This is a genomic window from Streptomyces sp. NRRL B-3229 (assembly GCF_000719505.1).
In the GTDB taxonomy this organism is placed as follows: domain Bacteria; phylum Actinomycetota; class Actinomycetes; order Streptomycetales; family Streptomycetaceae; genus Streptomyces; species Streptomyces griseorubiginosus.
This window is the reverse complement of sequence record NZ_JOGP01000030.1, coordinates 39,661-62,513: the sequence shown is the minus strand read 5'-3', so window position 1 is coordinate 62,513 and position 22,853 is coordinate 39,661. Positions and strand designations below refer to the sequence as shown.

General features: G+C 69.9%; 17 protein-coding genes and 1 pseudogene. 13 read left to right on the top strand and 5 right to left on the bottom strand.

Annotation, left to right across the window (positions count from 1 at the left end; translation table 11 throughout):
- Window positions 1-1,069 precede the first annotated feature (1,069 nt).
- Window positions 1,070-3,412 (top strand): ricin-type beta-trefoil lectin domain protein, encoded by a 2,343-nt coding sequence (locus IF54_RS0134735; protein WP_051735651.1) that lies wholly within the window; start codon window positions 1,070-1,072, stop codon window positions 3,410-3,412.
- Window positions 3,413-3,613: 201 nt separating this feature from the next.
- Window positions 3,614-5,239 (top strand): RICIN domain-containing protein, encoded by a 1,626-nt coding sequence (locus tag IF54_RS0134730; protein WP_078852205.1) that lies wholly within the window; start codon window positions 3,614-3,616, stop codon window positions 5,237-5,239.
- An 81-nt stretch (window positions 5,240-5,320) separates the two neighbouring features.
- On the opposite strand, the gene IF54_RS0134725 is transcribed toward IF54_RS0134730, so the two are convergent.
- The 4 genes from IF54_RS0134725 to IF54_RS0134710 form a co-directional block, all read right to left on the bottom strand.
- Window positions 5,321-6,022, bottom strand: coding sequence for a FadR/GntR family transcriptional regulator (locus tag IF54_RS0134725; protein WP_030326165.1), 702 nt, complete (start codon window positions 6,020-6,022; stop codon window positions 5,321-5,323).
- A gap of 84 nt (window positions 6,023-6,106) precedes the next feature.
- Window positions 6,107-7,150 (bottom strand): ABC transporter permease, encoded by a 1,044-nt coding sequence (locus IF54_RS0134720; RefSeq protein WP_030326164.1) that lies wholly within the window; start codon window positions 7,148-7,150, stop codon window positions 6,107-6,109.
- A 2-nt stretch (window positions 7,151-7,152) separates the two neighbouring features.
- Window positions 7,153-8,766, bottom strand: coding sequence for a sugar ABC transporter ATP-binding protein (locus IF54_RS0134715; RefSeq protein ID WP_051735650.1), 1,614 nt, complete (start codon window positions 8,764-8,766; stop codon window positions 7,153-7,155).
- A 137-nt stretch (window positions 8,767-8,903) separates the two neighbouring features.
- Entirely contained in the window at window positions 8,904-9,950 is a 1,047-nt protein-coding gene (locus IF54_RS0134710; RefSeq protein ID WP_030326161.1) for a sugar ABC transporter substrate-binding protein, read from the bottom strand.
- An 839-nt stretch (window positions 9,951-10,789) separates the two neighbouring features.
- Here IF54_RS0134710 and IF54_RS0134705 point away from each other — a divergent pair.
- The 11 genes from IF54_RS0134705 (at window position 10,790) to IF54_RS0134655 (ending at window position 21,699) form a co-directional block, all read left to right on the top strand.
- Complete coding sequence (locus IF54_RS0134705; protein ID WP_030326159.1) at window positions 10,790-11,641, top strand: fumarylacetoacetate hydrolase family protein; 852 nt, start codon at window positions 10,790-10,792, stop codon at window positions 11,639-11,641.
- A 14-nt stretch (window positions 11,642-11,655) separates the two neighbouring features.
- Complete coding sequence (locus IF54_RS0134700; RefSeq protein WP_030326157.1) at window positions 11,656-12,993, top strand: L-fuconate dehydratase; 1,338 nt, start codon at window positions 11,656-11,658, stop codon at window positions 12,991-12,993.
- On the top strand, window positions 12,990-13,748 hold the full coding sequence (locus tag IF54_RS0134695; protein ID WP_030326155.1) for an SDR family NAD(P)-dependent oxidoreductase: 759 nt from the start codon (window positions 12,990-12,992) through the stop codon (window positions 13,746-13,748). The genes IF54_RS0134700 and IF54_RS0134695 overlap by 4 nt, the downstream gene beginning before the upstream one ends.
- A complete protein-coding gene (locus tag IF54_RS0134690; protein ID WP_030326153.1) occupies window positions 13,745-14,797 on the top strand; it encodes an aldo/keto reductase in 1,053 nt (350 codons plus the stop codon). The genes IF54_RS0134695 and IF54_RS0134690 overlap by 4 nt, the downstream gene beginning before the upstream one ends.
- Complete coding sequence (locus IF54_RS0134685) at window positions 14,794-15,033, top strand: hypothetical protein (protein ID WP_030326151.1); 240 nt, start codon at window positions 14,794-14,796, stop codon at window positions 15,031-15,033. The genes IF54_RS0134690 and IF54_RS0134685 overlap by 4 nt, the downstream gene beginning before the upstream one ends.
- Window positions 15,034-15,228: 195 nt before the next feature.
- Complete coding sequence (locus IF54_RS0134680; protein WP_051735649.1) at window positions 15,229-15,459, top strand: hypothetical protein; 231 nt, start codon at window positions 15,229-15,231, stop codon at window positions 15,457-15,459.
- Window positions 15,450-16,190, top strand: a complete 741-nt coding sequence (locus IF54_RS0134675; protein ID WP_030326147.1) for a (Fe-S)-binding protein — start codon at window positions 15,450-15,452, stop codon at window positions 16,188-16,190. Before IF54_RS0134680 ends, IF54_RS0134675 begins: the two co-directional genes overlap by 10 nt.
- Window positions 16,187-17,686: a LutB/LldF family L-lactate oxidation iron-sulfur protein gene (locus tag IF54_RS0134670; RefSeq protein WP_030326145.1), complete on the top strand. Its 1,500-nt coding sequence runs from the start codon at window positions 16,187-16,189 to the stop codon at window positions 17,684-17,686. The genes IF54_RS0134675 and IF54_RS0134670 overlap by 4 nt, the downstream gene beginning before the upstream one ends.
- A complete protein-coding gene (locus tag IF54_RS0134665) occupies window positions 17,683-18,318 on the top strand; it encodes a LutC/YkgG family protein (RefSeq protein ID WP_030326143.1) in 636 nt (211 codons plus the stop codon). The genes IF54_RS0134670 and IF54_RS0134665 overlap by 4 nt, the downstream gene beginning before the upstream one ends.
- A gap of 326 nt (window positions 18,319-18,644) precedes the next feature.
- Complete coding sequence (locus tag IF54_RS0134660) at window positions 18,645-20,468, top strand: alpha-L-fucosidase (protein WP_030326141.1); 1,824 nt, start codon at window positions 18,645-18,647, stop codon at window positions 20,466-20,468.
- A 268-nt stretch (window positions 20,469-20,736) separates the two neighbouring features.
- Window positions 20,737-21,699 carry an expansin EXLX1 family cellulose-binding protein gene (locus tag IF54_RS0134655; RefSeq protein ID WP_051735655.1) on the top strand — a complete coding sequence of 321 codons (963 nt, stop codon included), beginning with the start codon at window positions 20,737-20,739 and terminating at the stop codon, window positions 21,697-21,699.
- Window positions 21,700-21,920: 221 nt separating this feature from the next.
- Here the strand turns inward: IF54_RS0134655 and IF54_RS0134650 are convergent.
- Window positions 21,921-22,853: pseudogene (locus IF54_RS0134650) on the bottom strand (GH12 family glycosyl hydrolase domain-containing protein); the annotation flags it as partial.

Here is a 22,853-nt window from a genome sequence, read left to right as displayed (position 1 = left end):
GGCCGCTACGCACCGGTGGCCACGGTCGACTCGCCTTCAACAGCCGGGTCCTCTCGCCTTCAACAGCCGGTTCCTGCCGCTGCGTCCAGACCGCTGCGGCACGGCGAGGACGGCCACCGGATCACCGCGGCCGTCGCCTGCCACCCGGCCGCGATGACAGCACCGACCAGTTCGCCCGACCACCACCGCACCCCCGCACGAGGACGGCCGGCACGCCCGGCACATCGCGCCGCGATCCGGGCAGAGGCGCGCCCTGAACCGCATCCGCCGCGTAGCGCCTCCAAGACGGCCAGGGCGCCGGAGCGTCGAGTCGCGACACGACGCGTGCGCTGCCCCGCGGGCCCGCATCGTGAACTCGCCCTGCAATGGGCAGCGGAGGCGGACGGCGCTGCGGGCGCCACCTGCATTCCGCCGGGATCGCCGGCGGTCCCTGGGGCGCGTCGGCGGACCCTTCCCCCACGAATTTGCGGGGCGTCAGCGAGACCGTCCTGAAGCCGCACCTCGGACTGCTCCGCCTGCGAGGGGGCCACGACCGCGACGGCTCCACCGGGTACTTCGACCACGCAAGCGCTCCCGGCCAGGGGCTCTCCTGCTCCGTTGACCCGTTTCCGCCCGCACGAAGGAGACGTGGTCCCAGTCTGAGTGGCTCACGCGCACTATTTTCTGCTCTGCAAGCGGATAGGTGGGATGGATCGGGGATGCAGGCGTCACGTGCGGCACCTCCCCGCGGGGGAGATCTCCGCAGCGGATCCCCTTGGCGACCAACCGTCACCTGATGCGTCATAAGCATTGACCTTGAACAGATTCGCACAATACCTTCAGCGTCGACCGGGCGAAAGTCGGACGGACAGTGAGCGGGCCGCCACTCGCCTGGGCAACGTCTTCGCAGGTGAGTACCTTTTGAGCGTTAGACCAGCCGCCGGTCCATCAGTCTCCTTCCTCAACGAAACCCGTCACCATCGAACATGTCAGGGAGAACGGAATGTTGACCCCCTCGCATCCGCCCATCAGGCGCGACAGCCGCCGCAGGTCCTCGGCACCCCTACGCGACTCCACAGTCAAACATCGGATGCTTGCGATGGTGAGCGCACTCATCATCGCCATGATGGGATCGGTGCTCGCCGCCGTCCCGGCCCAGGCGGCGACCTCGATCACGCTCGACGGCACCTCGGCCGGCCGCACCTTCGACGGCATCGGCGCCATCAGTGGTGGCGGGGGCAACAGCAGACTGCTGATCGACTACCCGGAGCCGCAGCGCAGCCAGATCCTGGACTACCTCTTCAAGCCCGGCTACGGCGCCAACCTGCAGATCCTCAAGACGGAGATCGGCGGTGACACCAACTCGACCAGCGGCGCCGAGAAGAGCATCGAGCACACCAGGGGCACGATCAACTGCAGCGCCGGCTACGAGTTCTGGCTGATGGAACAGGCGGTCGCCCGCAACCCCAACATCAAGCTGGCCGCCCTGTCCTGGGGTGCACCGGGCTGGATCGGCGGCGGCAACTTCTGGTCCACAGACATGATCAACTACCTGACCACCTGGCTGGGTTGCGCGAAGTCGCACGGGCTGAACATCAGCTACCTGGGCGGCTGGAACGAGCGCGGCTACCAGGTCGGCTGGTACAAGGACCTGCGTTCGGCGCTCAACCAGGCCGGCTACTCCTCGGTCAAGATCGTGGGTTCGGACGACCAGGGCTGGGCGATCGCCGACGACATGCTCAAGGACTCCACGTTCAACTCGGCCGTGGACGTCATCGGCTCCCACTACCCGTGCGGCTGGGGCACGCCCCAGACCTCCTGCCCCAGCTCCGCCAACGCCAAGGCCACCGGCAAGCCGCTGTGGGCCAGCGAGAACGGCTCGCAGGACTACAACAGCGGCGCCGCGGCCATGGCCCGCGCGAACAACCGGGACTACATCGACGGCAGGATGACCGCGACCATCAACTGGCCGGTCATCGCTGCCATGACGCCCAACCTGCCCTACTCGACGATGGGCCTGATGGTCGCCAACCAGCCCTGGTCCGGCTGGTACTCCACAGGCCAGAGCATGTGGGTCACCGCTCAGACCACCCAGTTCACCTCGCCGGGCTGGAAGTACCTCGACAGCTCCACCGGCTACATCGGCGGCAGCGCCACCAACGGCAGCTACGTGACGCTGAAGTCCACCAACAACACCGACTACAGCACCATCGTCGAGACCACGCAGGCCTCCGCGGCGCAGACGCTCAACTTCACGGTGACCGGCGGACTGTCCACCGGGACCGTCCACGTCTGGTCGACCAACGTCAACTCCACCGACCCGTCGACCGCGATGGTGCGCCTCAACGACATCACCCCCTCCGGGGGCGCCTACTCGCTCACCGTCCAGCCGGGGTACGTGTACACCATCACGACCACGACAGGGCAGGGCAAGGGCAGCGCCGTCAGTCCGGCGAAGGGCTCCCTGGCGCTTCCGTACGCCGACTCCTACGAGAGCTACGGCACCGGCACCGAGGCCAAGTACGTCCAGGACCAGCAGGGCGCCTACGAGGTCGCGGGCTGCGGTGGCGGGCGGGCCGGAAAGTGCGTCCGCCAGATGTCGGCACAGGCGCCCATCACCTGGGCCACCCTGTCGCACCCCTACGCGCTCTTCGGTGACCTGGGGTGGAAGGACTACCAGGTCTCCAGCGACGTACTGCTGGAGAAGGCGGGTTACACGGAGCTCATCGGCCGCGCCACCTGGCAGCACTCGTTCGGTCCGGAGGGCCTGAACGGCTACTACCTGCGGGTCAGTGACACCGGTGCCTGGTCCATCCTGCGCAACAACACCGACAACAACTTCGTGACGCTGGCCAGTGGTACGGCCACCGCGCTGGGCACCAACTCCTGGCACAACCTGAGGCTCGGCTTCTACGGCAACACCATCACCGCGTGGATCGACGGCGTGAAGGCGGGCTCGGTCAACGACAGCACCTACACCGCGGGGCAGGCCGGCTACGGCAACAGCCAGGGCGAGACGGGCCAGCTCGACAACCTGTCGATCGGGTCGACCACGAAGCTCGTCGGCGTCGGCTCCGGCCGCTGCATCGATGTGCCGGGCTACAACCAGACCAACGGCACCCTGCCGCAACTGTGGGACTGCCACGGGGGCGACAACCAGCAGTGGACCCTGACCCCGGCCAAGGAGCTGCGGGTGTTCGGGGACAAGTGCCTGGACGCGAAGGACCACGGCACCTCCAACGGCACGCCCGTGGAGATCTGGTCCTGCAACGGCGGCGGCAACCAGCAGTGGACCGTCAACTCCAACGGCACCGTCGTGGGGGTCGAGTCCGGCCTCTGTGTCGACGCGATCGACGGCGCGACCGCCAACAACACCAAGCTCCAGCTGTATTCGTGCCACGCCGGTACCAATCAGCAGTGGACCCGCAGCTGATCCGAGCCGACGCACCGGCTGCGGTCCGCCTCACGGCGCCCGCAGCCCCGGACACCCACCTTCCGGTGACGCGGCAGCCGCCGTGCCAGGAATGAACAAGTTCCCGCCGGGCCGGACTTCGGTCGGCCCGGCGGGAACGCACGGCGGCCGCGTCATCACCGTGGGACCGATGAGGAGAGGGACAACGTGGAAGAAGGGCTCATGAGAAGACGCGTGAACAGGACGGCCGCCACGGGAGCCGCGGCACTCGCCGTCCTTGGACTGTCGCTCGTCCCGGTCGCCCCGGCCGCTGCCGCCACCGGACCGCAGGACGGCCATGTGTACGCGCTGACGGTGGCGCACAGCGGCAAGAACGCACAGGTCGATTCGGGCTCGCAGGCCGACGCCGCGGACGTGGTGCAGAAGACCGCCTCCGGGGACCCGAGCCAGCTGTGGCAGGCCGTCGCGGGCGGAGACGGTTCGTTCTCGCTGGTGAACATCAACAGCGGCAAGTGCCTGGACGTGAAGGGCGCTTCCACCGCCGCGGAAGCGCACGTCATCCAGTGGCCGTGCACCGGCGGCTCCAACCAGCGCTGGACCTTCAGCGGCTCGGCGATCGTGTCGGCCGTCAGCGGGATGTGCCTCGATGTCCCCGGTGGCTCCACGGCCGACGGGACGTCGCTCATCCAGTGGCCGTGCAACGGCAACACCAACCAGCAGTGGAGCCTCACCGAACGCCCCCGGGCCGTCGCCTTCGGACCCGGTATGACCGCCGGCGGTGACTCCTTCTCCGAGCAGACCCTGCGCATGGTCGTCCACACCAGCGCCGCCGGTTCCGGGGTGCGGATCCGTCTGTCCAACCTGCACAGCACCACCGCTCTGTCCGTCGGCGCCGTCGACGTGGCCGTCCGCTCCAGCGGCGCCGCCGCGGTGCCCGGAACCCATCGCACGGTGACCTTCGGCAGATCCGGCAACCCCACCGTCGCCGCCGGGGCGGAACTCATCAGCGACGTCATCCCGATGTCGGTCACCGCAGGGCAGGACCTCCTGGTGAGCGTGTACCTGCGGGGCACGACGGGCGCCTCCACCTTCCACCGTGACGCCTTCCAGACCTCGTACCGTTCGGCGGCCGGCTCCGGCAACCACGCCGGCGAGGACGCCGCCGGCAACTTCACCACCTCGATGTGGAACTGGCACTACCTGTCGGGTGTGGACGTCGTGCCGGCCGCCGTGACCACCGGAACCGTGGTGGCCTTCGGCGACTCCATCACCGACGGGTACGACACCACGACCGACGCCAACCGGCGCTGGCCGGACCGGCTGGCCGCCCGGCTGCAGTCGGAGAGCGGTGGCCAGCGGCTCGCCGTCGCCGACGCGGGCATCTCGGGCAACATGGTCCTCCGCGCGACCGGCTGGGATCCCCAGGGCCCCGCGGGTGTGGACCGGTTCGCACACGACGCCCTCGGCCAGCCGGGCGTACGGGACGTGATCTTCATGGAGGGCATCAACGACGTCAACGGCACCCCCTCCCTCACCGCCGACCAGCTGATCAACGGGTACCGGAACATCATCACGCAGGCTCACGCCGCCGGCGTGAGGATCATCGGCGGCACCATGCTGCCCCACTCCACGCAGAGCAGCGCCCAGGCCGCGGTCCGGACCACGGTGAACAACTGGATCCGCACCAGCGGGGCGTTCGACGCGGTCGTCGACTTCGACGCGGTGGTCCGGGACCCGAACAACCCCGCGCAGATGCTCCCGGCCTACGACAGCGGTGACCATCTGCACCCCAACGACGCCGGAATGCAGGCCATGGCCAACGCCGTCGATCTGTCCGTGCTGCGCTAGACCCGCACGAGCCCCGACCGGCGGACGCGGTCGGGGCTGACCCTGGAGCGGAACCGGACACGGACCGGGGTGGGCGCCGAGTCAGTCGTCGATCGTCTGCATCGGCTCATCGGTCAGGCTGGCGGCCAGCCAACGCTCCACGGCCGTGATGTGCACGGTTGCCGCGGCGGCGGCGAGCAGGGCGTCACGTGACTGAAGCGCGCTGAGGATCTGCTCGTGGTCGTCGTGGGCATTGTTCAGGGCATCACTGGCCTGGCTGCCACGGACGATGCGGACCCGCTGGGTGCGGGTCGAGACCACCTGCAACAGCATCGACAGCACGGGGTTGCCCACCGCTTCGACGATCTTGAGGTGGAAGGCGGTGTCGTGGGCGACGAACTCCTCCACGGTGGCGACGGTCCGGGACCGTTCGAGGATGGTGCGCAGTTCCTTGAGGTCCTCCGGTTTTAGCAGCGTGGCGGCCAGCCCGGTCGCCTGCGGTTCGAGCAGGCGTCGTACCTGGAGCAACTGCAGAGCCGCACGCCCCTGGGACACGTCGGCGGCGAAGGAGAGGCTCTCCAGGAGCAGGTGGGGCTCCAGGCTGGACACGTAGGTGCCGTCGCCCTGACGGGTGATCAGGATGCGCATGGCGGTGAGCGCACGGACCGCCTCGCGCAACGAGTTGCGGGACAGGCCCAGTTGTGCGGCGAGCAGCTCCTCCTTGGGCAGTCGCGAGCCGGGCGCGAGTTCGCCGTCGACGATCATCGCCTTGATCTTGTCGATCGCCTCGTCCGTCAGTGCCACGAGCGTGCCTCTCTGCGTGGGGGGTGTGCCGGTCGGCGGCTCTGCCCGAGCTTGCTGAGGGGGCAGGCCGCCGACGGCCCGTGGTCATTCCTGCTTCTCGCCGGAGGCGAAGCGGGAGATGATCAGAGCGACGATGATGATGGCGCCATTGAGGAACTGGTTCCACAGCGGAGGTACGCCGGCCAGGGTCATGACGTTCACGACCAGCTGGAGGGTCAGCACGCCGGTGAGCGCGCCGAACACGGATCCCTTGCCGCCGTTGAGGCTGACGCCTCCGATGACGGTGGCGGCGAAGACCTGGAAGATCCAGCCGCTGCCCTGAGTGGCGGAGATGGAGCCGTAGTGGCCGCTGTAGAGGATGCCGGCGAACGCGGCGAGGACGCTGCCGAGGATGAGGACGATCCACACGATGCGGTCGACCCGGATACCCGCGGTGCGGGCCGCCTCCGCGTTGCCGCCGATCGCGTACAGCGCCCGGCCGTGCCGGAGCCAGGCCAGCGCACCGCCGCCGACGGCGAAGAGCAGCGCGCACACCCAGATGGCGGCGGGCACGCCCAGCCAGGACGTCTTGCCCAGGTAGGTGAAGGAGGAGGGCAGTTCGACGATGGACTGGCCCTGGGAGAGGGCGACCTGCAGACCGCGGAGCATGGTCAGGGCGCCGAGGGTGACGATGAAGCCGTTGAGACGCAGCTTGAGGATGAGGAAGCCGTTGACGGCGCCGATCAGCGCGCCGACCAGCAGACAGAGCGGGACCGCGGTCCACTCGGGGAGCAGGCCGAGCCCGTTGAACCGGCCGCCGCTGGTCGGCAGGACGAGCCATACGGCGATGACCGGGGCCACGCCGATGGTGGATTCGAGGGAGAGGTCCATCCGCCCCGAGATCAGGATGAAGGTCGTGGCGAGCACCAGCAGGCTCAGCTCTGTGGACTGCTGAGCCACACCGATCAGGTTGTCGGCGGTGAGGAAGGCCGGCGAGACGATGAACCCGATCAGGCCCAGGACGAGGATCGCCGGGACCAGGGACAGTTCACGGAACCGCCCGAGGTCGACCCGGCGGCGGGTGGCGTCCGCGGCGGCCGGTTCGGCCGTGCTCACTGCGGGCTCGGTGAGATCTGTGGTGGCGGACATGACTACCTTCCGTGCTCGTCTGCGCCGGATGAGGCGGATACGGCGGTTACGGGGAACGTGGTGGCGAGGGGAGTGTCGTCGGCGATTCCCTCGATGGCGGCGACGAGGTCCTCGTCCTTCCAGCCGCGGTCGAACTCGGCGACCACGCGCCCGTGGAACATGACGACGACGCGGTCGCAGACCTTGAGGTCGTCCAGTTCGTCGGAGACGATCAGCGCGGCCTTGCCGTCGTCCGCGATCTGCCGGATGCGGCCCAGGAGGAACTCCTTGGATTTGACGTCCACGCCGTTGGTGGGGCGGATGGCCACCAGTACGTGAGGGTCGGTGGCCAGGGCGCGGGCGACGACGACCTTCTGCTGGTTGCCGCCGGAGAGCGCGGAGACCGGGGTGGCGGCTCCGGGTGTCTTGATGTCGAGGTCCCGGATCATGCGCCCGGCGAACGCCCTGGTGCGGGCGGGCAGCACGGTGCCGAACGGGCCGAGCTGGTCGGTGACGGTCAGCGTGGCGTTCTCCGCGACGCTGCGGTTGTTGACCAGTCCCTGGAGGTGGCGGTCCTCGGGGACCAGCCCGACTCCGGCGGTGAGCGCGGACGGCACGCTGCCGGTGCGCACGGTCCTGCCGCCGACCGAGATGTGGCCGGTCCTGGCGCGGTGCAGACCGGCGATGGCCTCACCCACCTGCACATTGCCACTGGCGGTGGCGCCGGCGAGCCCCACGACCTCACCGGAGCGGACCGAAAGGGACATGCCCTCGCAGACGCCGGGCAGCGTCAGGTCGTCGATCGTCAGCAGTTCCGTGGCGTCGGACCGCGCGGTCCGGGGGCCGCCCGCGGTGGCGGCGACCTTGGAGGCGGACTCACCGGTCATGGCCTCCACCAGTGCCTGGTGGCCGAGATCGGCGACGGGCGCGGTGAGGATGTGGCTCGCGTCGCGGTAGACCGTGACCGTGGTGCAGAGGTCGTAGACCTCTTGCAGGTGGTGGGAGATGAAGAGGAAGGCGACGCCCTGGCGCTGGAGGTCGCGGAGCTTTTCGAAGAGCCGGTCGATGCCGCGGGCGTCGAGTTTGGCGGTCGGCTCGTCGAGGATGATGAAGCGCGCGCCGAACGACAGGGCCCGTGCAATCTCCACGAACTGCCGCTGCTCGACGGTGAGTTCCTTGGCCCGGACGGCGGGGTCGACGGCGACGCCGTACTCGCCGAGCAGTTCCTCGGCACGTCGGCGCAGCTGCTTCCAGCGGATGGGCTGCGCCGCTTTGCCGCTCTGACGGTTCAGGAAGAGGTTCTCGGCGACGGTCAGGTCGCCTATGACGGTGGAGCGCTGGTAGACGCAGGCGACGCGGGAGCGCCAGGCGTCGATGTCGCCGACGGCGGGCGCGGCCTCACCGGAGAAGCGCAGGGTTCCGGTGTCGGGCTGCTGGAGACCGGTGAGGACGGACACCAGCGTCGACTTGCCTGCGCCGTTGCGTCCGACCAGGGCGTGCGACTCGCCATGGGCGACGGTGATACGGGCGTCGCGCAGTGCGACTGTCGCGCCGAATCTCTTACTGATGCCGGTCGCCTCGGCCACCGGGGCCTGGGTGCCGGGGCCTGTCGCCGGGGCGGTCGCGGTGTCCGCCATGGTGGATTCCGTCCTTCGTGTCGGAGGCTGGGGCTTCGCAGGCCCGGGCGGACACCCGGGCCTGCGGGGTGGGGCGGGTCGGGCGTGGGGGGCTGGGTCGCGCTCCCCCCGACGCGGCGGCCGGGAACGGACGGTCGTCAGCCGACGTTGTTGCCCCACAGGGTCTTGTCGTCGACGTTGTCCTTGGTGACCAGCGGCGCGGGCAGCTGGTCCTCCAGGCCGTTGGGCAGCTTGATGATGGTGGAGTCGTGGTCGGTGGTACCCGGCTTGAAGGTCTTGCCCTCGGCCGCGGCCTTGGCGTAGTACAGCGCGTACTTGGCGTAGAGGTCGGCGGGCTGGGAGATCGTGGCGTCGATCTGGCCCTTGCGGATGGCGTCGAACTCCTGAGGGATGCCGTCGTTGGAGACGATGCTGATGTGGCCCTTCTGCCCGGCTGGCTTGAGCAGGTTCTTCTGCTCCAGCAGGGCGAGGGTCGGCTGCAGGAACACGCCGCCGGCCTGCATGTAGATGCCGTTCAGGTCCCCGTTCTGGGCGAGGAGCGACTGGAGCTTGGCGGAGGCCACGTCGCCCTTCCAGTCGGTGGGCAGCTCGAACACCTTGATCTTCGGGAACTTCGTCTTCATGCACTCGGCGAAGGCCTCGGAGCGGTCACGTCCGTTGATCGAGTCCAGCGCGCCCTGCAGCTCGGCGACCTTGCCCTTGCCGCCCAGCTGCTTGCCGAGGAACTCGCAGGCCTTGGTGCCGTAGGCCCGGTTGTCGGCGCGGACCACCATGTAGACCTCGCCCTTGTCGGGTCTGGTGTCGACGCTGACCACGGGGATCTTCTTCGACGCGAGGGTGTCGAGGGTGGAGGCGATCGCGCCGGTGTCCTGCGGGGCCATGACGACGGCCTTGGCGCCGGTGTTCTGGAACACCTGCACGTTGGCGACCAGCTTGGTGACGTCGTTCTGGGAGTTGCTCAGCGGCAGGGCGTTGATGCCGTCGGTCTTGACGTCCTTCTTCACGTACTCGGCGTAGGAGTTCCAGAAGTCGGAGTCGGAGCGCGGCAGGTCGATGCCGATGGTGGACTTGTCGCCGCCCGAGGCGACCGAGGTGGTGCTCTCGCGGTTGCAGGCGGTGGCGAGGGTCAGCACCGCGAGGACGGTGGCGGCTGCGGCGGTGGAGCGGGTGTGAGCGAGCTTCATGGCCGGGTTCTCTCCTTAGCCAGGGGCACGGGGCCGCAGGGCGACGGTGGGAGGGGTTTGTACCTGCCTGGGGAAGGGGCGAGGTCGCAGGATGGGCAGGTGCCGATCCGGCGCGGAGGACGCGCAGTTCGGCCCTGAGAGGGGCGGGTGTGAGGGTCAGCCGGGGACCGAGATGCGGAGGCGAAGCGACCGGCCGGGTGCGGGCCGAGACGGACGCACTGACGTTGCAGCCATTCCTCCGATGTATCTCGGACGACCAGGACGTTACGACGACGTTGCCGCCGTTGACAAGACTTCGCCGCCAGACATTTTCCGGACATCGCGCCCCGGGCGCCGCGGTGCCGCTCCGGCCTCCCGGTGCCGCGTCGGCTCCCACCTGGCCTGCACCTTCACTGAATCTGGGGGTGAGAGGCGACGCGCCGCGGGTCGCTCACGATGCGACACCGGAGGCACATCCCGGTGCCGCATCCCCGTAGAGCAGCTCGTCCATATGCCCACTCGTCCCCAGTTGACCCTGCTCTGACCAGCGGAGGCGAGGCCGTGGGCCGTCTCTGGATTCATCGGATGGCGTGTCATGCACCCACCGTCCGGTCGTGTGCGACCACGGAAGATCGGCACGTCGAGGACGCTTGACCCGCAAGGCCGAACAAATACATCCGAGGAATCCATTGCCCAGACACGATCTCTGGTTCTAAGGTCACCGTGCCGCCATTCATCCGATGACTGGCGAAGCGCGGGATCGACGCCCTCCCGGGGCTCCTGTCCGGCGCATCGCAGGCGGCCCGGCCGACGGCCGACCACCTCCGAGACGACACTCGCACGACAAGGGAGCTCCCCCAGTGAAACTGCTACGCCTCGGCGCCCCCGGTGAGGAGCGGCCGGCGGTCCGCACCGACGAGGGCCGACTGCTGGATCTGTCCTCCGTGACCCCGGACGTCGACGGCGTCTTCCTCGCGAGCGGCGGAGTCGACCGGGCCCGCGCGGCCGTGGCCGCGGGGCAGCTCCCCGAGCTCGACGCGGACGGCCTCAGAGTCGGCGCCCCCGTCACGCGGCCCGGCAAGGTCATCTGCGTCGGGCTCAACTACCGCGACCACGCCGCCGAGACCGGCGCGGCCATACCCCCGCGCCCCGTGGTGTTCATGAAGGACCCTGGGACGGTCGTCGGCCCCTACGACGAGGTGCTGATCCCGCGAGGGTCGGTGAAGACCGACTGGGAGGTCGAACTCGCCGTCGTCATCGGACAGCGGGCCCGCTACCTCGACGGCCCCGAGGCCGCGCGCGACGTGATCGCGGGATACGCGATCAGCCATGACGTCTCGGAGCGGGAGTTCCAGCTGGAGTACTCCTCGCAGTGGGACCTGGGCAAGTCCTGCGAGACCTTCAACCCGCTCGGTCCCTGGCTGGTCACCGCGGACGAGGTCGGCGACCCGCAGAACCTCGGCCTGCACCTGAGCGTCAACGGTGAGAAGCGGCAGAACGGCCACACCGGCGACATGATCTTCCCGGTCGACCACCTCGTGGCGTACCTGAGTCAGTACATGGTCCTGGAGCCCGGCGACGTGATCAACACCGGTACGCCCGCGGGCGTGGCCCTGGGCCTTCCCGGCAACCCCTTCCTGCGCCCCGGCGACACCGTCGAGCTCTCCGTCGACGGCCTCGGCGGCCAGCGCCAGACCTTCGCCCAAGCGTGAAAGGCAGCACCACCTTGACTGCAACCTCCGCCCGGGTCACCGGTGTCGACACCTACGACGTCCGCTTCCCCACCTCGCGGGAACTGGACGGCTCCGACGCGATGAACCCGGATCCCGACTACTCCGCCGCCTACGTCGTGCTGCGCACCGACGCCCGCGACGGACACGAAGGCCACGGCTTCACCTTCACCATCGGACGCGGCAACGACGTCCAGGTCGCCGCGATCGACGCGCTGCGGCCCCATCTCATGGGCCGTGACGTCCAGGAGCTGTGCGCCGACCCCGGCTCAGTCAGCCGCGACCTCATCGGTGACAGCCAGCTGCGCTGGCTCGGACCCGAGAAGGGCGTGATGCACATGGCGATCGGCGCCGTGGTCAACGCCGTGTGGGACCTCGCCGCAAAGCGGGACGGCAAGCCGCTGTGGCAGCTGCTCGCCCACGCCTCCCCGGAGTGGCTGGTCTCCCAGGTCGACTTCCGCTACATCGCCGACGCCCTCACCCCCGAGGACGCCCTCACCCTCCTGCGCGAGGGCCGGACCGGCCTCGCCGAGCGTGAGGCGGTCCTGCTGAAGCGCGGCTACCCCGGTTACACGACCTCCCCGGGCTGGCTCGGCTACTCCGACGACAAGCTCACCCGGCTGGCCAAGCAGGCCGTGGCCGACGGGTTCACCCAGATCAAGCTGAAGGTCGGCGCCGACCTGAGCGACGACATCCGCCGGCTGCGCACCGCCCGTGCCGCCGTCGGCGACGACATCCGCATCGCCATCGACGCCAACCAGCGCTGGAACGTGGACGAGGCGATCGAGTGGACCAAGGCGCTCGCCGAGTTCGCCCCGTACTGGATCGAGGAGCCCACCAGCCCCGACGACATCCTGGGCCACGCCGCCGTACGGCAGGCGGTCGGCCCGGTGAAGGTCGCCACCGGCGAGCACGTGCAGAACCGCATCGTCTTCAAGCAGCTGCTGCAGGCCGGCGCCATCGACGTCCTGCAGATCGACGCGGCCCGGGTCGGCGGGGTCAACGAGAACCTCGCCATCCTCCTGCTCGCCGCCAAGTTCGCGGTGCCGGTCTGCCCGCACGCCGGCGGAGTGGGGCTGTGCGAGCTGGTGCAGCACCTGTCGATGTTCGACTACCTGGCGCTGTCCGGCACCACCGAGAACCGCGTGATCGAGTACGTCGACCATCTCCACCAGCACTTCATCGCACCGGTGGTGATCCGCGACGGCCACTACACGGCGCCGCTGACCCCCGGCTTCTCCGCCACCATGCGGCAGGAGTCCATCACCGAGTACAGCTACCCGGACGGGACGTTCTGGGTGGCCGACCGCACCGTACAGAAGGACGTGGCATGACCGGTCTGGCAGGCCTCAGAGCCGTCGTCACCGGAGGCGCGTCCGGTATCGGGCTGGCCACGGCCCGCGCACTGGCGGCGCAGGGCGCGGCGGTGGCCGTGGTCGACCTCGATCCGGGCAGCGTCGCCGAACCGCTGCTCGGACTCCAGGCCGACGTCGGCGACGACGCCTCCGTGCGCGCCGCCGTGGAGACGGCGGCCCTGCGGCTCGGTGGCATCGACATCCTCGTCAACAACGCGGGCATCGGCGCGGTGGGCACCGTCGAGGACAACCCCGACGAGCAGTGGCACCGCGTTCTCGACGTCAACGTCCTCGGCATGGTCCGCACCACCCGCGCGGCCCTGCCCCATCTGCGTCGGTCCGCGCACGCGTCCGTGGTCAACACCTGTTCCATCGCGGCCACCGCGGGACTGCCGCAGCGTGCCCTGTACTCCGCCAGCAAGGGTGCCGTGCTGGCGCTCACCCTGGCCATGGCCGCCGACCACGTCCGCGAGGGCATCCGCGTCAACTGCGTGAATCCCGGCACCGCCGACACCCCCTGGGTGGCCCGGCTGCTGGACGCCGCCGAGGACCCGGAGGCCGAGCGCGCCGCTCTCAACGCCCGCCAGCCCATGGGCCGCCTGGTGACCGCCGACGAGGTGGCGGCCGCCATCGTCTACCTGGCGAGTCCGGCCGCGGCGTCCGTCACTGGCACCGCGCTCGCGGTGGACGGCGGCATGCAGGGATTGCGGCTGCGCCCGGTGGACCGGCCGTGAGGACCACCAGGCTGGGCGGCACCGCGGTACCGGTCTCGGAACTGGCGCTGGGCTGTGCCGCCCTCGGCAACCTGTTCCACCCGGTCAGCGACGAGGCCGCCCGCGCCACGCTGGACGCGGCCTGGGACGCCGGCATCCGCACCTTCGACACCGCGCCCCACTACGGTCTCGGCCTGTCGGAACGGCGGCTCGGCGCCGCGCTCAGCGACCGCCCCCGCGACACCTACACCCTCTCCACCAAAGTGGGCCGGCTCCTCGTGCCGAACCCGGACGGCGGCGCGGGCGACGACCTCGCCAACGGCTTCGCCGTCCCCGCCATCCACCGCAGGGTCTGGGACTTCAGCGCCGACGGAGTACTGCGCTCCCTGGAGGCCAGCCTGCAACGCCTCGGCGTCGACCGCGTCGATGTGGCCCTGCTGCACGACCCGGACGACCACGCCGAGCAGGCCTTGCGCGAGGCGTATCCGGCGCTGGAGCGGCTGCGTGCCGAAGGTGTGATCGGAGCGATCGGCGTCGGGATGAACCAGTCCGCGCTGCCGGCCCGGTTCGTGCGCGAGACCGACATCGACGTCGTGCTGCTGGCCGGCCGCTACACCCTCCTGGAGCAGGACGGGCTCACCGAACTGCTGCCGGAGGCGGCCGCACGCGGCCGGAGCGTCGTCACCGGCGGGGTGTTCAACTCCGGGCTGCTGACGGCGCCCCGGCCCGGCGCCACCTACGACTACGCGCCCGCTCCGCAGCCGGTTCTCGACCGGGCGCTGCGGCTGCTGGCGGTCTGTGAACGCCACGGCGTGCCGCTGCGTGCCGCCGCGCTGCGCCTTCCTTTCGGTCATCCCGCGGTCGCGAGCGTGCTGACCGGCGCGCGGTCTCCGCACGAGGTGCACGACACGGTGGAACAGCTCACTCGCCCGATCCCCGACGCCCTGTGGGACGAACTGCGAGCCGAGGGTCTGCTGGCCCCGCACGTCCCCGTTCCCGCGGCCGCGGCCGCGCCGATCGGGAAGGCCGCGCCCGTCGGGGAGGCCGTGGCGCCGAAGGATCCGTCATGAAGCTCGCCCCGTTCACCAAGGTCCGGGCCCGCCGAACCGAGGAGTACGACGCCGTGCACCGGGAGGTGCCCGAGGAGCTCACCGCCGCCGACCGGGGCGGGGCGATGATCACCGAACCCGGCACACTGCCCGGGAACCTCGCCCGGCGGGCCCGGACGGCCACCCTGCTCGACGTCGTGCACGGCTACGGCGACCCGGACGCGGACGCCTCACTGCCGGTGGTGTGGGAACTGTGACCGGAGCGGAGGCCGGGCCCGGCATCGTGGACGCCCGTCACCAGGTGCGGGACCTGTCCGTCCGCGACCAGGACCGGCTCAGCGGAGCGGAACTCGCCGCGCCGCGGTGCGACTTCGCCCGCGCCGACCTGGCACCTCGGGCCCGCGCGGCCGGCATCCGTCCCCTTCCCCGACACCGGGTGCGAACTCTCCGGCATGGGCACCGAAGCCGGCCGCCGCTCCTGGTCCGTCGGGGTCCTCACGCCGTACGCCTGCACCGTGCTGGACGCCTTCGGACTCGGGCGGTCACCGTTCGGCTCCGACTGCCCTGTCCGCCGGCCGGCCGTCACGTACCCCGAGGTGATCGCCACCGGCATGGCCGTGCGGACCTGTCACCTGTCCGTCACCACCCGTCCGGCCCCGCACCAGGAAGCCCCATGCGCATAGCTCTCTTCATCACCTGTTTCAACGACACCATGTTCCCCCGCACCGGTAAGGCCGTGACCGCGCTATTGGAGCGCCTCGGCCACAGCGTGGAGTTTCCGCAGGGCCAGACGTGCTGCGGCCAGATGCACTTCAACACCGGCTACCGTCCCGAGACCCTGCCCATGGTCCGCCGCTTCGCCGAGGTCTTCGCGGGCTACGACGCCGTCGTCGCCCCCTCGGGGTCCTGCGCGGGCATGGTGCGCGACCACCATCGTGTGGTGGCGGCCCAGTACGGCGACGCCGCCCTCACCGAGGCGGTCGAGCAGGTGGCGCCGACGGTGTACGAGCTGTCGGAGCTCCTCGTGGACGTCCTCGGCGTCACCGACGTCGGCGCGTACTTCCCGCACCGCGTCACCTACCACCCGACCTGCCACTCGCTGCGCATGCTGCGCGTCGGCGACCGACCGCTCAGGCTGCTGCGCGCCGTGCGGGGCATCGACCTCGTCGAGCTGCCCGCGGCGGAGTCCTGCTGCGGCTTCGGCGGCACCTTCGCGCTGAAGAACGCCGATGTCTCCAACGCGATGCTCGCCGACAAGATGCGCCATGTGCAGGACACCGGGGCCGAGTTCCTGTGCGCGGGCGACAACTCCTGCCTGACGCACATCGGCGGCGGACTGTCCCGCCTCCGTACCGGCGTCGGCACGATGCACCTGGCCGAGATCCTGGCCGCCACGGAAGGGGACGCACGGTGAGCGGTGCCGACAACGTCGTATGGCTGGGCACTCCGGCCTTCCCCGAGGCGGCACGCACCGCACTCGCCGACACCCGGCTGCGGGCGAATCTGCGCCGGGCGACCGGGACCATCCGGGACAAGCGGCTGGCGGTCGCCGCCGAACTGGAGGACTGGGAGGACCTGCGGGAGACGGCCGCGCAGGTCAAGCGTCGCACCCTCCGCCATCTCGACCACCACCTCCTGCGCCTGGAGAAGTCGGTGAGCGCCGCGGGCGGAGTCGTCCACTGGGCGGCCGACGCCGCCGAGGCCAACCGCATCGTGACCGCCCTGGTGCGGGCGACGGGCGAGGAGGAGGTCGTCAAGGTCAAGTCGATGGCCACCCAGGAGATCGGCCTCAACGAAGCCCTCGCGGACGCCGGCATCCGCGCCTATGAGACCGATCTGGCCGAACTCATCGTGCAGTTGGGCGGCGACCGCCCCTCCCACATCCTGGTGCCGGCCATCCACCGGGGCCGCTCCGAGATCCGGGAGATCTTCCGGCGGGAGATGGGAGAGTGGGGCAGGCCGGCCCCGGAGGGACTCACCGACGAGCCCCGCGACCTCGCCGAGGCGGCCCGGCTCCACCTGCGGGAGAAGTTCCTGCGGGCCAAGGTCGCCGTCTCGGGTGCCAACTTCGCGGCGGCCGACACCGGCACGGTGGTGGTCGTGGAGTCGGAGGGCAACGGGCGGATGTGCCTGACCCTGCCCGAGACCCTGATCACCGTCATGGGCATCGAGAAGGTGCTGCCCTCCTTCGCGGACCTGGAGGTCTTCCTTCAGCTGCTGCCCCGCTCGTCGACCGGTGAGCGGATGAACCCCTACACCTCGCTGTGGACCGGTGTCACCGAGGGCGACGGTCCCCGCAACTTCCACCTGGTCCTGCTCGACAACGGACGCAGTGCGACCCTGGCCGACGAGGTAGGCCGCCAGGCCCTCGCCTGCATCCGCTGCTCGGCGTGTCTGAACGTCTGTCCGGTGTACGAGCGCACCGGCGGCCACGCCTACGGTTCGGTCTACCCCGGCCCGATCGGCGCCGTCCTGACCCCGCAGCTCGTCGGCGTCGAGAACGCGGCCTCCCTGCCCTTCGCCTCGACGCTGTGCGGTGCCTGCTACGACGCCTGCCCCGTGAAGATCAACATTCCCGAGGTGCTGGTCCACCTGCGCGCCGAGGCCGTCGAGGCCAAACGCCGGGACCGGCTGCTGCCCACCCCCGAGGCGCTCGCCATGAAGGCGGCGGGCGCTGTGCTGTCCTCACCGCGACGGCTGGCCGCCGTACAACGGCTCGCCGCCTTCGGGGGCCGGCTGATCGCCCGCGACGGCAGGATCGGCGCCCTGCCCCCTCCGTTCGCCCGCTGGTCCGGCACCCGGGACACTCCGGCACCTGCCCGCGAGTCGCTGCGCGCCTGGTGGCGCCGTACGAGAACACCCACGAGCGAGGACCGTCGCACGACGACGGAGGGGAAGGTACGACGATGAGCGGCCGCGAGAGCGTCCTGAGCGCTGTTCGGGGGGCGCTGTCCGGCGTACCCGGTTCCGAGGACCCCGACGCCGTACCCGTTTCGTCCGGTCGCCGTGCCGACCATGCGGGACCGGACGTCGTCGGGCTGTTCGCCGAGCGTGCCGCAGAGTACCGCGTCACGGTGGTCCGTGTCCCGGCGAGCGCCGCCGCGGCCGCCGTCGCCCGAGCACTGGCCCGCACCGGAGCACGGTCCGTGGTGGTGCCGCCCGGGCTGCCCGAGGGGCTGGTCCCGGAGGGAGGGTGGTCGCTGCTGACGGATGTCCCGCCGCTGTCCGTCGGACAACTCGACGCGGCGGACGCCGTGGTCACCACCGTCGCCGTCGCCATCGCCGTCACCGGCACCGTGACCCTGGACCACGGTCCGGGCCAGGGACGGCGGGTTCTGACCCTGCTGCCGGACCAGCACATCTGCGTGGTCCGGGCGGACCAGATCGCTCCCGACGTGCCCGAGGCGATGGGCCTGCTCGATCCGGACCGGCCGCTGACCCTGATTTCCGGCCCGTCGGCCACCAGCGACATCGAGCTGGACCGGGTCGAGGGCGTGCACGGGCCGAGGACGCTGGACATCGTCGTGCTGGAGGATGCGTAGCAGCGGCACGGAAACGGTACGGCTCCGCAGCGCGGCCCGATGGCGGCGCTGCGGAGCCGTGCTCATATCCGCCCTCTGATCAGACCTCGACTTTCATCCGATGTATTTGGTCGACGGCTCTCCATTCCGGTACCCCAAAGCGGGACTTCGCCAGTTCTTCGTCTTAGCTCTAGACAAGAGGGGGAGGAGTGCCTGTTAATACATCCGATGTCCCTGGGAGTCGGCTTGAGCCCACCGGACACGAGCCGCCGCACTCCGCCGTCTGCGCGGGGAGCGGACCAGCAGTCACCGACACCCTGTGTCCTTCACCCTCCAGGAGCCGCACGATGTCTTCCGCCTCCCTCAGCAGACGCTCCCTCATCAAGGCCGCCGCCCTCGCCGGGGGTACCGTGGCGTTCGGTCTGCCGCAGGCCTTGTGGGCCTCCCCCGCCGAGGCCTACTCCGTCGCGTCGAAGATGGACTGGTGGTACCAGGCCCGGTTCGGGATGTTCATCCACTTCGGGTCCTACTCCCACCTCGGCCGTGGCGAGTGGGCGTTCAGCGTCGAGAACTGGACCAAGGCCAACTACCAGAATCAGGTGACCAAGGGGTTCAACCCGACCAGTTTCAACGCGAACACCATCGCCGACCTGGCCAAGAACGCCGGCATGAAGTACGTCGTGATCACGGCCAAGCACCACGAGGGTTACGCGATGTGGGACTCCAACGTCGCGGGCTTCACCGACACCACCGGCTCCAAGCTGTACAACCTGCACGACTACAACGGCTTCCAGGCCGACCTGCTGGCCCAGCTGAAGACCGCGTGCGAGAGCCGGGGCATCAAGTTCGGGCTCTACTACTCGATCCTCGACTGGACCCACCCCTCCCAGACGTGCGACAGCGCCAGGGGCTTCTCCAACATGTCGTCCCTGACCGCCCGCACCGGCTACATCAACGACATGAAGGCCCAGCTCCAGGAACTGCTGGACCGCTACGACCCGGCCCTGCTGTGGTTCGACGGCGACTGGTGCGGCAACCCCTCCTCGCCCACGCTCGCCGACTGGTGGACCAAGCCCGACGGCGAGGACCTCTACGCCTGGCTGATGGCCCGCAAGCCGGGCCTCGTCGTCAACGAGCGCGTCAAGCGGGACTTCGGCCTCGGCGACTACTCGGTCGCGGAGTTCGGTATCCCCGCCGCGCCGCAGGACCGGCCCTGGGAGGTCTGCGCCACCATGAACGGCGCCTGGGGCTACAACGCGGGCAAGGAGAACCAGTACCGCTCTGCCCAGACCATCATCCAGGAGATGGTGACCGTCGTCTCCCGGGACGGCAACTACCTGCTGAACATAGGCCCCGACGGCGGCTTCAACAGCGACGGCAGCGCCAACGACGGCCACGTCACCCCCGGGGCGACGAACGTCCTGAACGGCCTGGCCTCGTGGATGGGCACCTACTCCGACAGCATCCACGGCACCAGCGGCAGCCCCTTCGCGACCGAGCCGTCCTGGGGCAAGGTCACCAAGAAGAGCGGCAAGCTCTTCGCCCACGTCCTCAACTGGCCCACCGGCGGCACCCTGCAGATCCCGGCGGTGTACAACACGATCAACCGCGTCTACCTGATGAACAACCCCACCGTCTCGCTCAACTACTGGGTCAGCGGCGGGCAGATCAACGTCAGCGTGCCGACCACGGCGCCCAGCGCGATCGACTCCGTGGTCTGCGTGGAGGTCAACGGCATGCCGGCAGTCCTTGCCAACGGCATCTACAAGCTGGTCTGCGCCCAGAGCGGCAAGGCTCTCGACAACGCCAACTCCGGCGGCGAGGGCACCGACATCATCCAGTGGATCCCCAACGGCGGTACGCCGCAGCAGTGGACGGTGACCGACCTGGGCCACGGCTACTACAAGCTGGTCTGCGTCCGCAGCGGTAAGGCCCTCGACGACAACAACAGCACCTCCGACAACACGGTGATGGTGCAGAAGACCGACAACGGCAGCTACCAGCAGCAGTGGGCCATCAGCGCGCTGGGCGGCGGCGCGTTCCGGCTCATCAACCGGCACAGCGGAAAGGCGCTGGACAACTCCAACAACACCGCTGACCTGACCAAGATCATCCAGTGGACCCCCAACAGCGGTACGCCGCAGCAGTGGAACATGACCAAGGTCGGCTGAGCGGGCCCGGGGTGGCGTGCCGCGGGGCCGCCACCCCGGCGCACCCGGTATGGCCACCCCGCAGAGGCAGTGGGCGCGTCCGAGGCAGTCCGTGCTCCCACCCGAGGTCCGAGGGCGGGAGCACGGAGACCGCGAGTACCGTGCCCGGCAGCTCCGTTCGGCCACTGGTGTCCCCGTCTGCGAACCGGTCCGAAATCGGCGGCAACCTTTTCCCGTCCGGCGGCCACTGAGTGGTCCATCACCGACTCGCTCTTCCGAACGGATGGACATGCACGAGACAACACGTCAGGCCGCGCGGCAGCGCAGGCGCAGACGCCGGCTGACGATCGGCACCACCACCGGCCTGGCCGTCACGGCACTTCTCGTCGGCCTGGTCGTGGCGATGCAACCCGACCGCAAGGAGGACACCGCGTCGGCCGCGGCCACAGCCGTCACCGACTCCCGGCAGACCCCGTCCCCGACCACCCCCGGGCACAAGTCGTCCTCGCCGTCCCCCTCGGCGACCTCGGCGAGCCCGAAGGCCTCCGCGGCCACACCCAAATCCGCCCGCTCCCCCTCCGCGGCACCGTCGCCCTCCTCGGCCGCCCCGCGCACGGCCCCCGTCACGACCTCCCTGGCCAGACGCATCCGGCCCCAGATCACCTACCCCGGGGTCGCCACCGTCTACAAGGCCGGAGTCGGGGACGGCGCCTGCTCCTACGGCCCCAGCAGCGACATGATGATCGCCGCGATGAACACCACCGACTACCAGACGTCCAGGGCCTGCGGGGCCTACGTTCGCGTCCACGCGGCCAACGGCAACTCCGTCATGGTCCGGATCACCAACGAATGCCCTCTGCCCTGTGCACCGGGGCAACTCGACCTCAGCGAACAGGCCTTCGCCAAATTGGCCCCCATCACGACGGGCAGGATCGCGATCACCTGGAGCCTGCTGAGCCCCCAGACTTCGGGCACGATCTCGATCCGCTACAAGAACGGGTCCAGCCCCTACTGGTGCGGCATTCAGGCGATCGGCCACCGCAACCCGCTCGCTCGGCTCGAGGTCCGAGCCGGCGGCGCCTGGCGCCAACTGGCCCGCACCGACTACAACTACTTCCTCTCCCCGGACGGCAGCGGGTGCGGCGGCCCCATCAGACTCACCGACATCTATGGAGAACGACTGACCCTCAACGGGATCGCTCTGCGGCCGGATGCGGTGCAGCCGACGGGGGTCCAGTTCGCCCGCCACTGATGCCTCCGCCAACAGTGAGCCCTCTCCGAACCGGCCATGGACCGGGGCAGCCCGACGAGCCGTGTCGTCGGCCCGCATGCGCGCCGACACGGTCGCGGAGCGCTCCTCTCCGGCGGAGAGGGGGGCGCAGCACTGTGGTGCCAGGGGCGCTGTGCGGCCTCCGGAACCCTGCGGGTCGGTGGGGAAGGACCCCAGGCGGGGCCCCGGAGGGTGAGCGTGTGTCACACGGTTGTGCAGGCAGTGTCGTTCAGGGTGAAGGCGGAGGGCTTGGCGAAGGTTCCGCTGGAGGTGCCCTGGAACCCGAAGGTGGCCTGGCCGCCGACCGCCACCTCTCCGTTGTGGGCCACGTTGCTCGCTGTGACAGCTCCTGACGACCCGGACAGGTTCGCGTCCCAGGCGTTGGTGATCCGTTGCCCGGAGGGGAGGGTGAACGCGAGCTTCCAGCCGCTGAGGGGAGAGGAGCCGGTGTTGGTGATGGTGACGTCGGCGGTGAAGCCGCCTTGCCAGACGTTCGTCGCGTACGCCACCTTGCAGGCCGTGGAGCCGCCGGGGCCGGGGCCGGGGTCACCGGAGGGGCCTGTGTTGACGGTGGAGGAGAACGAGGTCACGGCAAGGCCCGCGCCGTTCTGCCAGGGCTCGAACCCGGCCTGAACACTCGTCAGGTACCAGTTATTCTGCGCGAGTCCCCGGGAGACGGCCTGCCGGGCGAAGTCTGTGACGTCGAAGGACCAGCTGCTGAGCGCCGACGGCGTGACGAACGACAGCACGTCGTTCGAGCCGTTGCTGCCGGACCACACCTGCCAGTCGCGCCCGCCCACGTTGGCGTTGCCGACCGGAGAGCCGATGGGCTGGACGGGGCCGACTTTGTTGAACCAGATCATGATCTCGGTCCGGTTCACGCCGTCGGTGCGGGGAGTGGGGTCGAGCCAGATGTCGTACGCGGCGTCGTAGGTCGCGTCGCCCGCATAGCTGAACGAGATGCTGGAGGGCGCGGATGAGATGTTGCTGAGCTGAGCGGGAAGCTTCGTGCCGGGCGAGCAGTTGGTGTAGTGGCAGCCGTTGTAGATGGAGGGGTACGACTTCGGAGCGCCGTTCGTGGGGACGGATCCGTCGGCCTGGATGATCCTTAACCCCGAGTCGGTGACGGCGATGCA

Coding starts and splice junctions, on each gene's coding strand:
- IF54_RS0134665 (WP_030326143.1), top strand. CDS start 17,683: ATGAGCGGCCGCGAGAGCGTCCTGAGCGCTGTTCGGGGGGCGCTGTCC.
- IF54_RS0134715 (WP_051735650.1), bottom strand. CDS start 8,766: ATGGCGGACACCGCGACCGCCCCGGCGACAGGCCCCGGCACCCAGGCC.
- IF54_RS0134655 (WP_051735655.1), top strand. CDS start 20,737: ATGCACGAGACAACACGTCAGGCCGCGCGGCAGCGCAGGCGCAGACGC.
- IF54_RS0134680 (WP_051735649.1), top strand. CDS start 15,229: ATGGGCACCGAAGCCGGCCGCCGCTCCTGGTCCGTCGGGGTCCTCACG.
- IF54_RS0134660 (WP_030326141.1), top strand. CDS start 18,645: ATGTCTTCCGCCTCCCTCAGCAGACGCTCCCTCATCAAGGCCGCCGCC.
- IF54_RS0134735 (WP_051735651.1), top strand. CDS start 1,070: ATGCTTGCGATGGTGAGCGCACTCATCATCGCCATGATGGGATCGGTG.
- IF54_RS0134685 (WP_030326151.1), top strand. CDS start 14,794: ATGAAGCTCGCCCCGTTCACCAAGGTCCGGGCCCGCCGAACCGAGGAG.
- IF54_RS0134720 (WP_030326164.1), bottom strand. CDS start 7,150: ATGTCCGCCACCACAGATCTCACCGAGCCCGCAGTGAGCACGGCCGAA.
- IF54_RS0134710 (WP_030326161.1), bottom strand. CDS start 9,950: ATGAAGCTCGCTCACACCCGCTCCACCGCCGCAGCCGCCACCGTCCTC.
- IF54_RS0134675 (WP_030326147.1), top strand. CDS start 15,450: ATGCGCATAGCTCTCTTCATCACCTGTTTCAACGACACCATGTTCCCC.
- IF54_RS0134695 (WP_030326155.1), top strand. CDS start 12,990: ATGACCGGTCTGGCAGGCCTCAGAGCCGTCGTCACCGGAGGCGCGTCC.
- IF54_RS0134730 (WP_078852205.1), top strand. CDS start 3,614: ATGAGAAGACGCGTGAACAGGACGGCCGCCACGGGAGCCGCGGCACTC.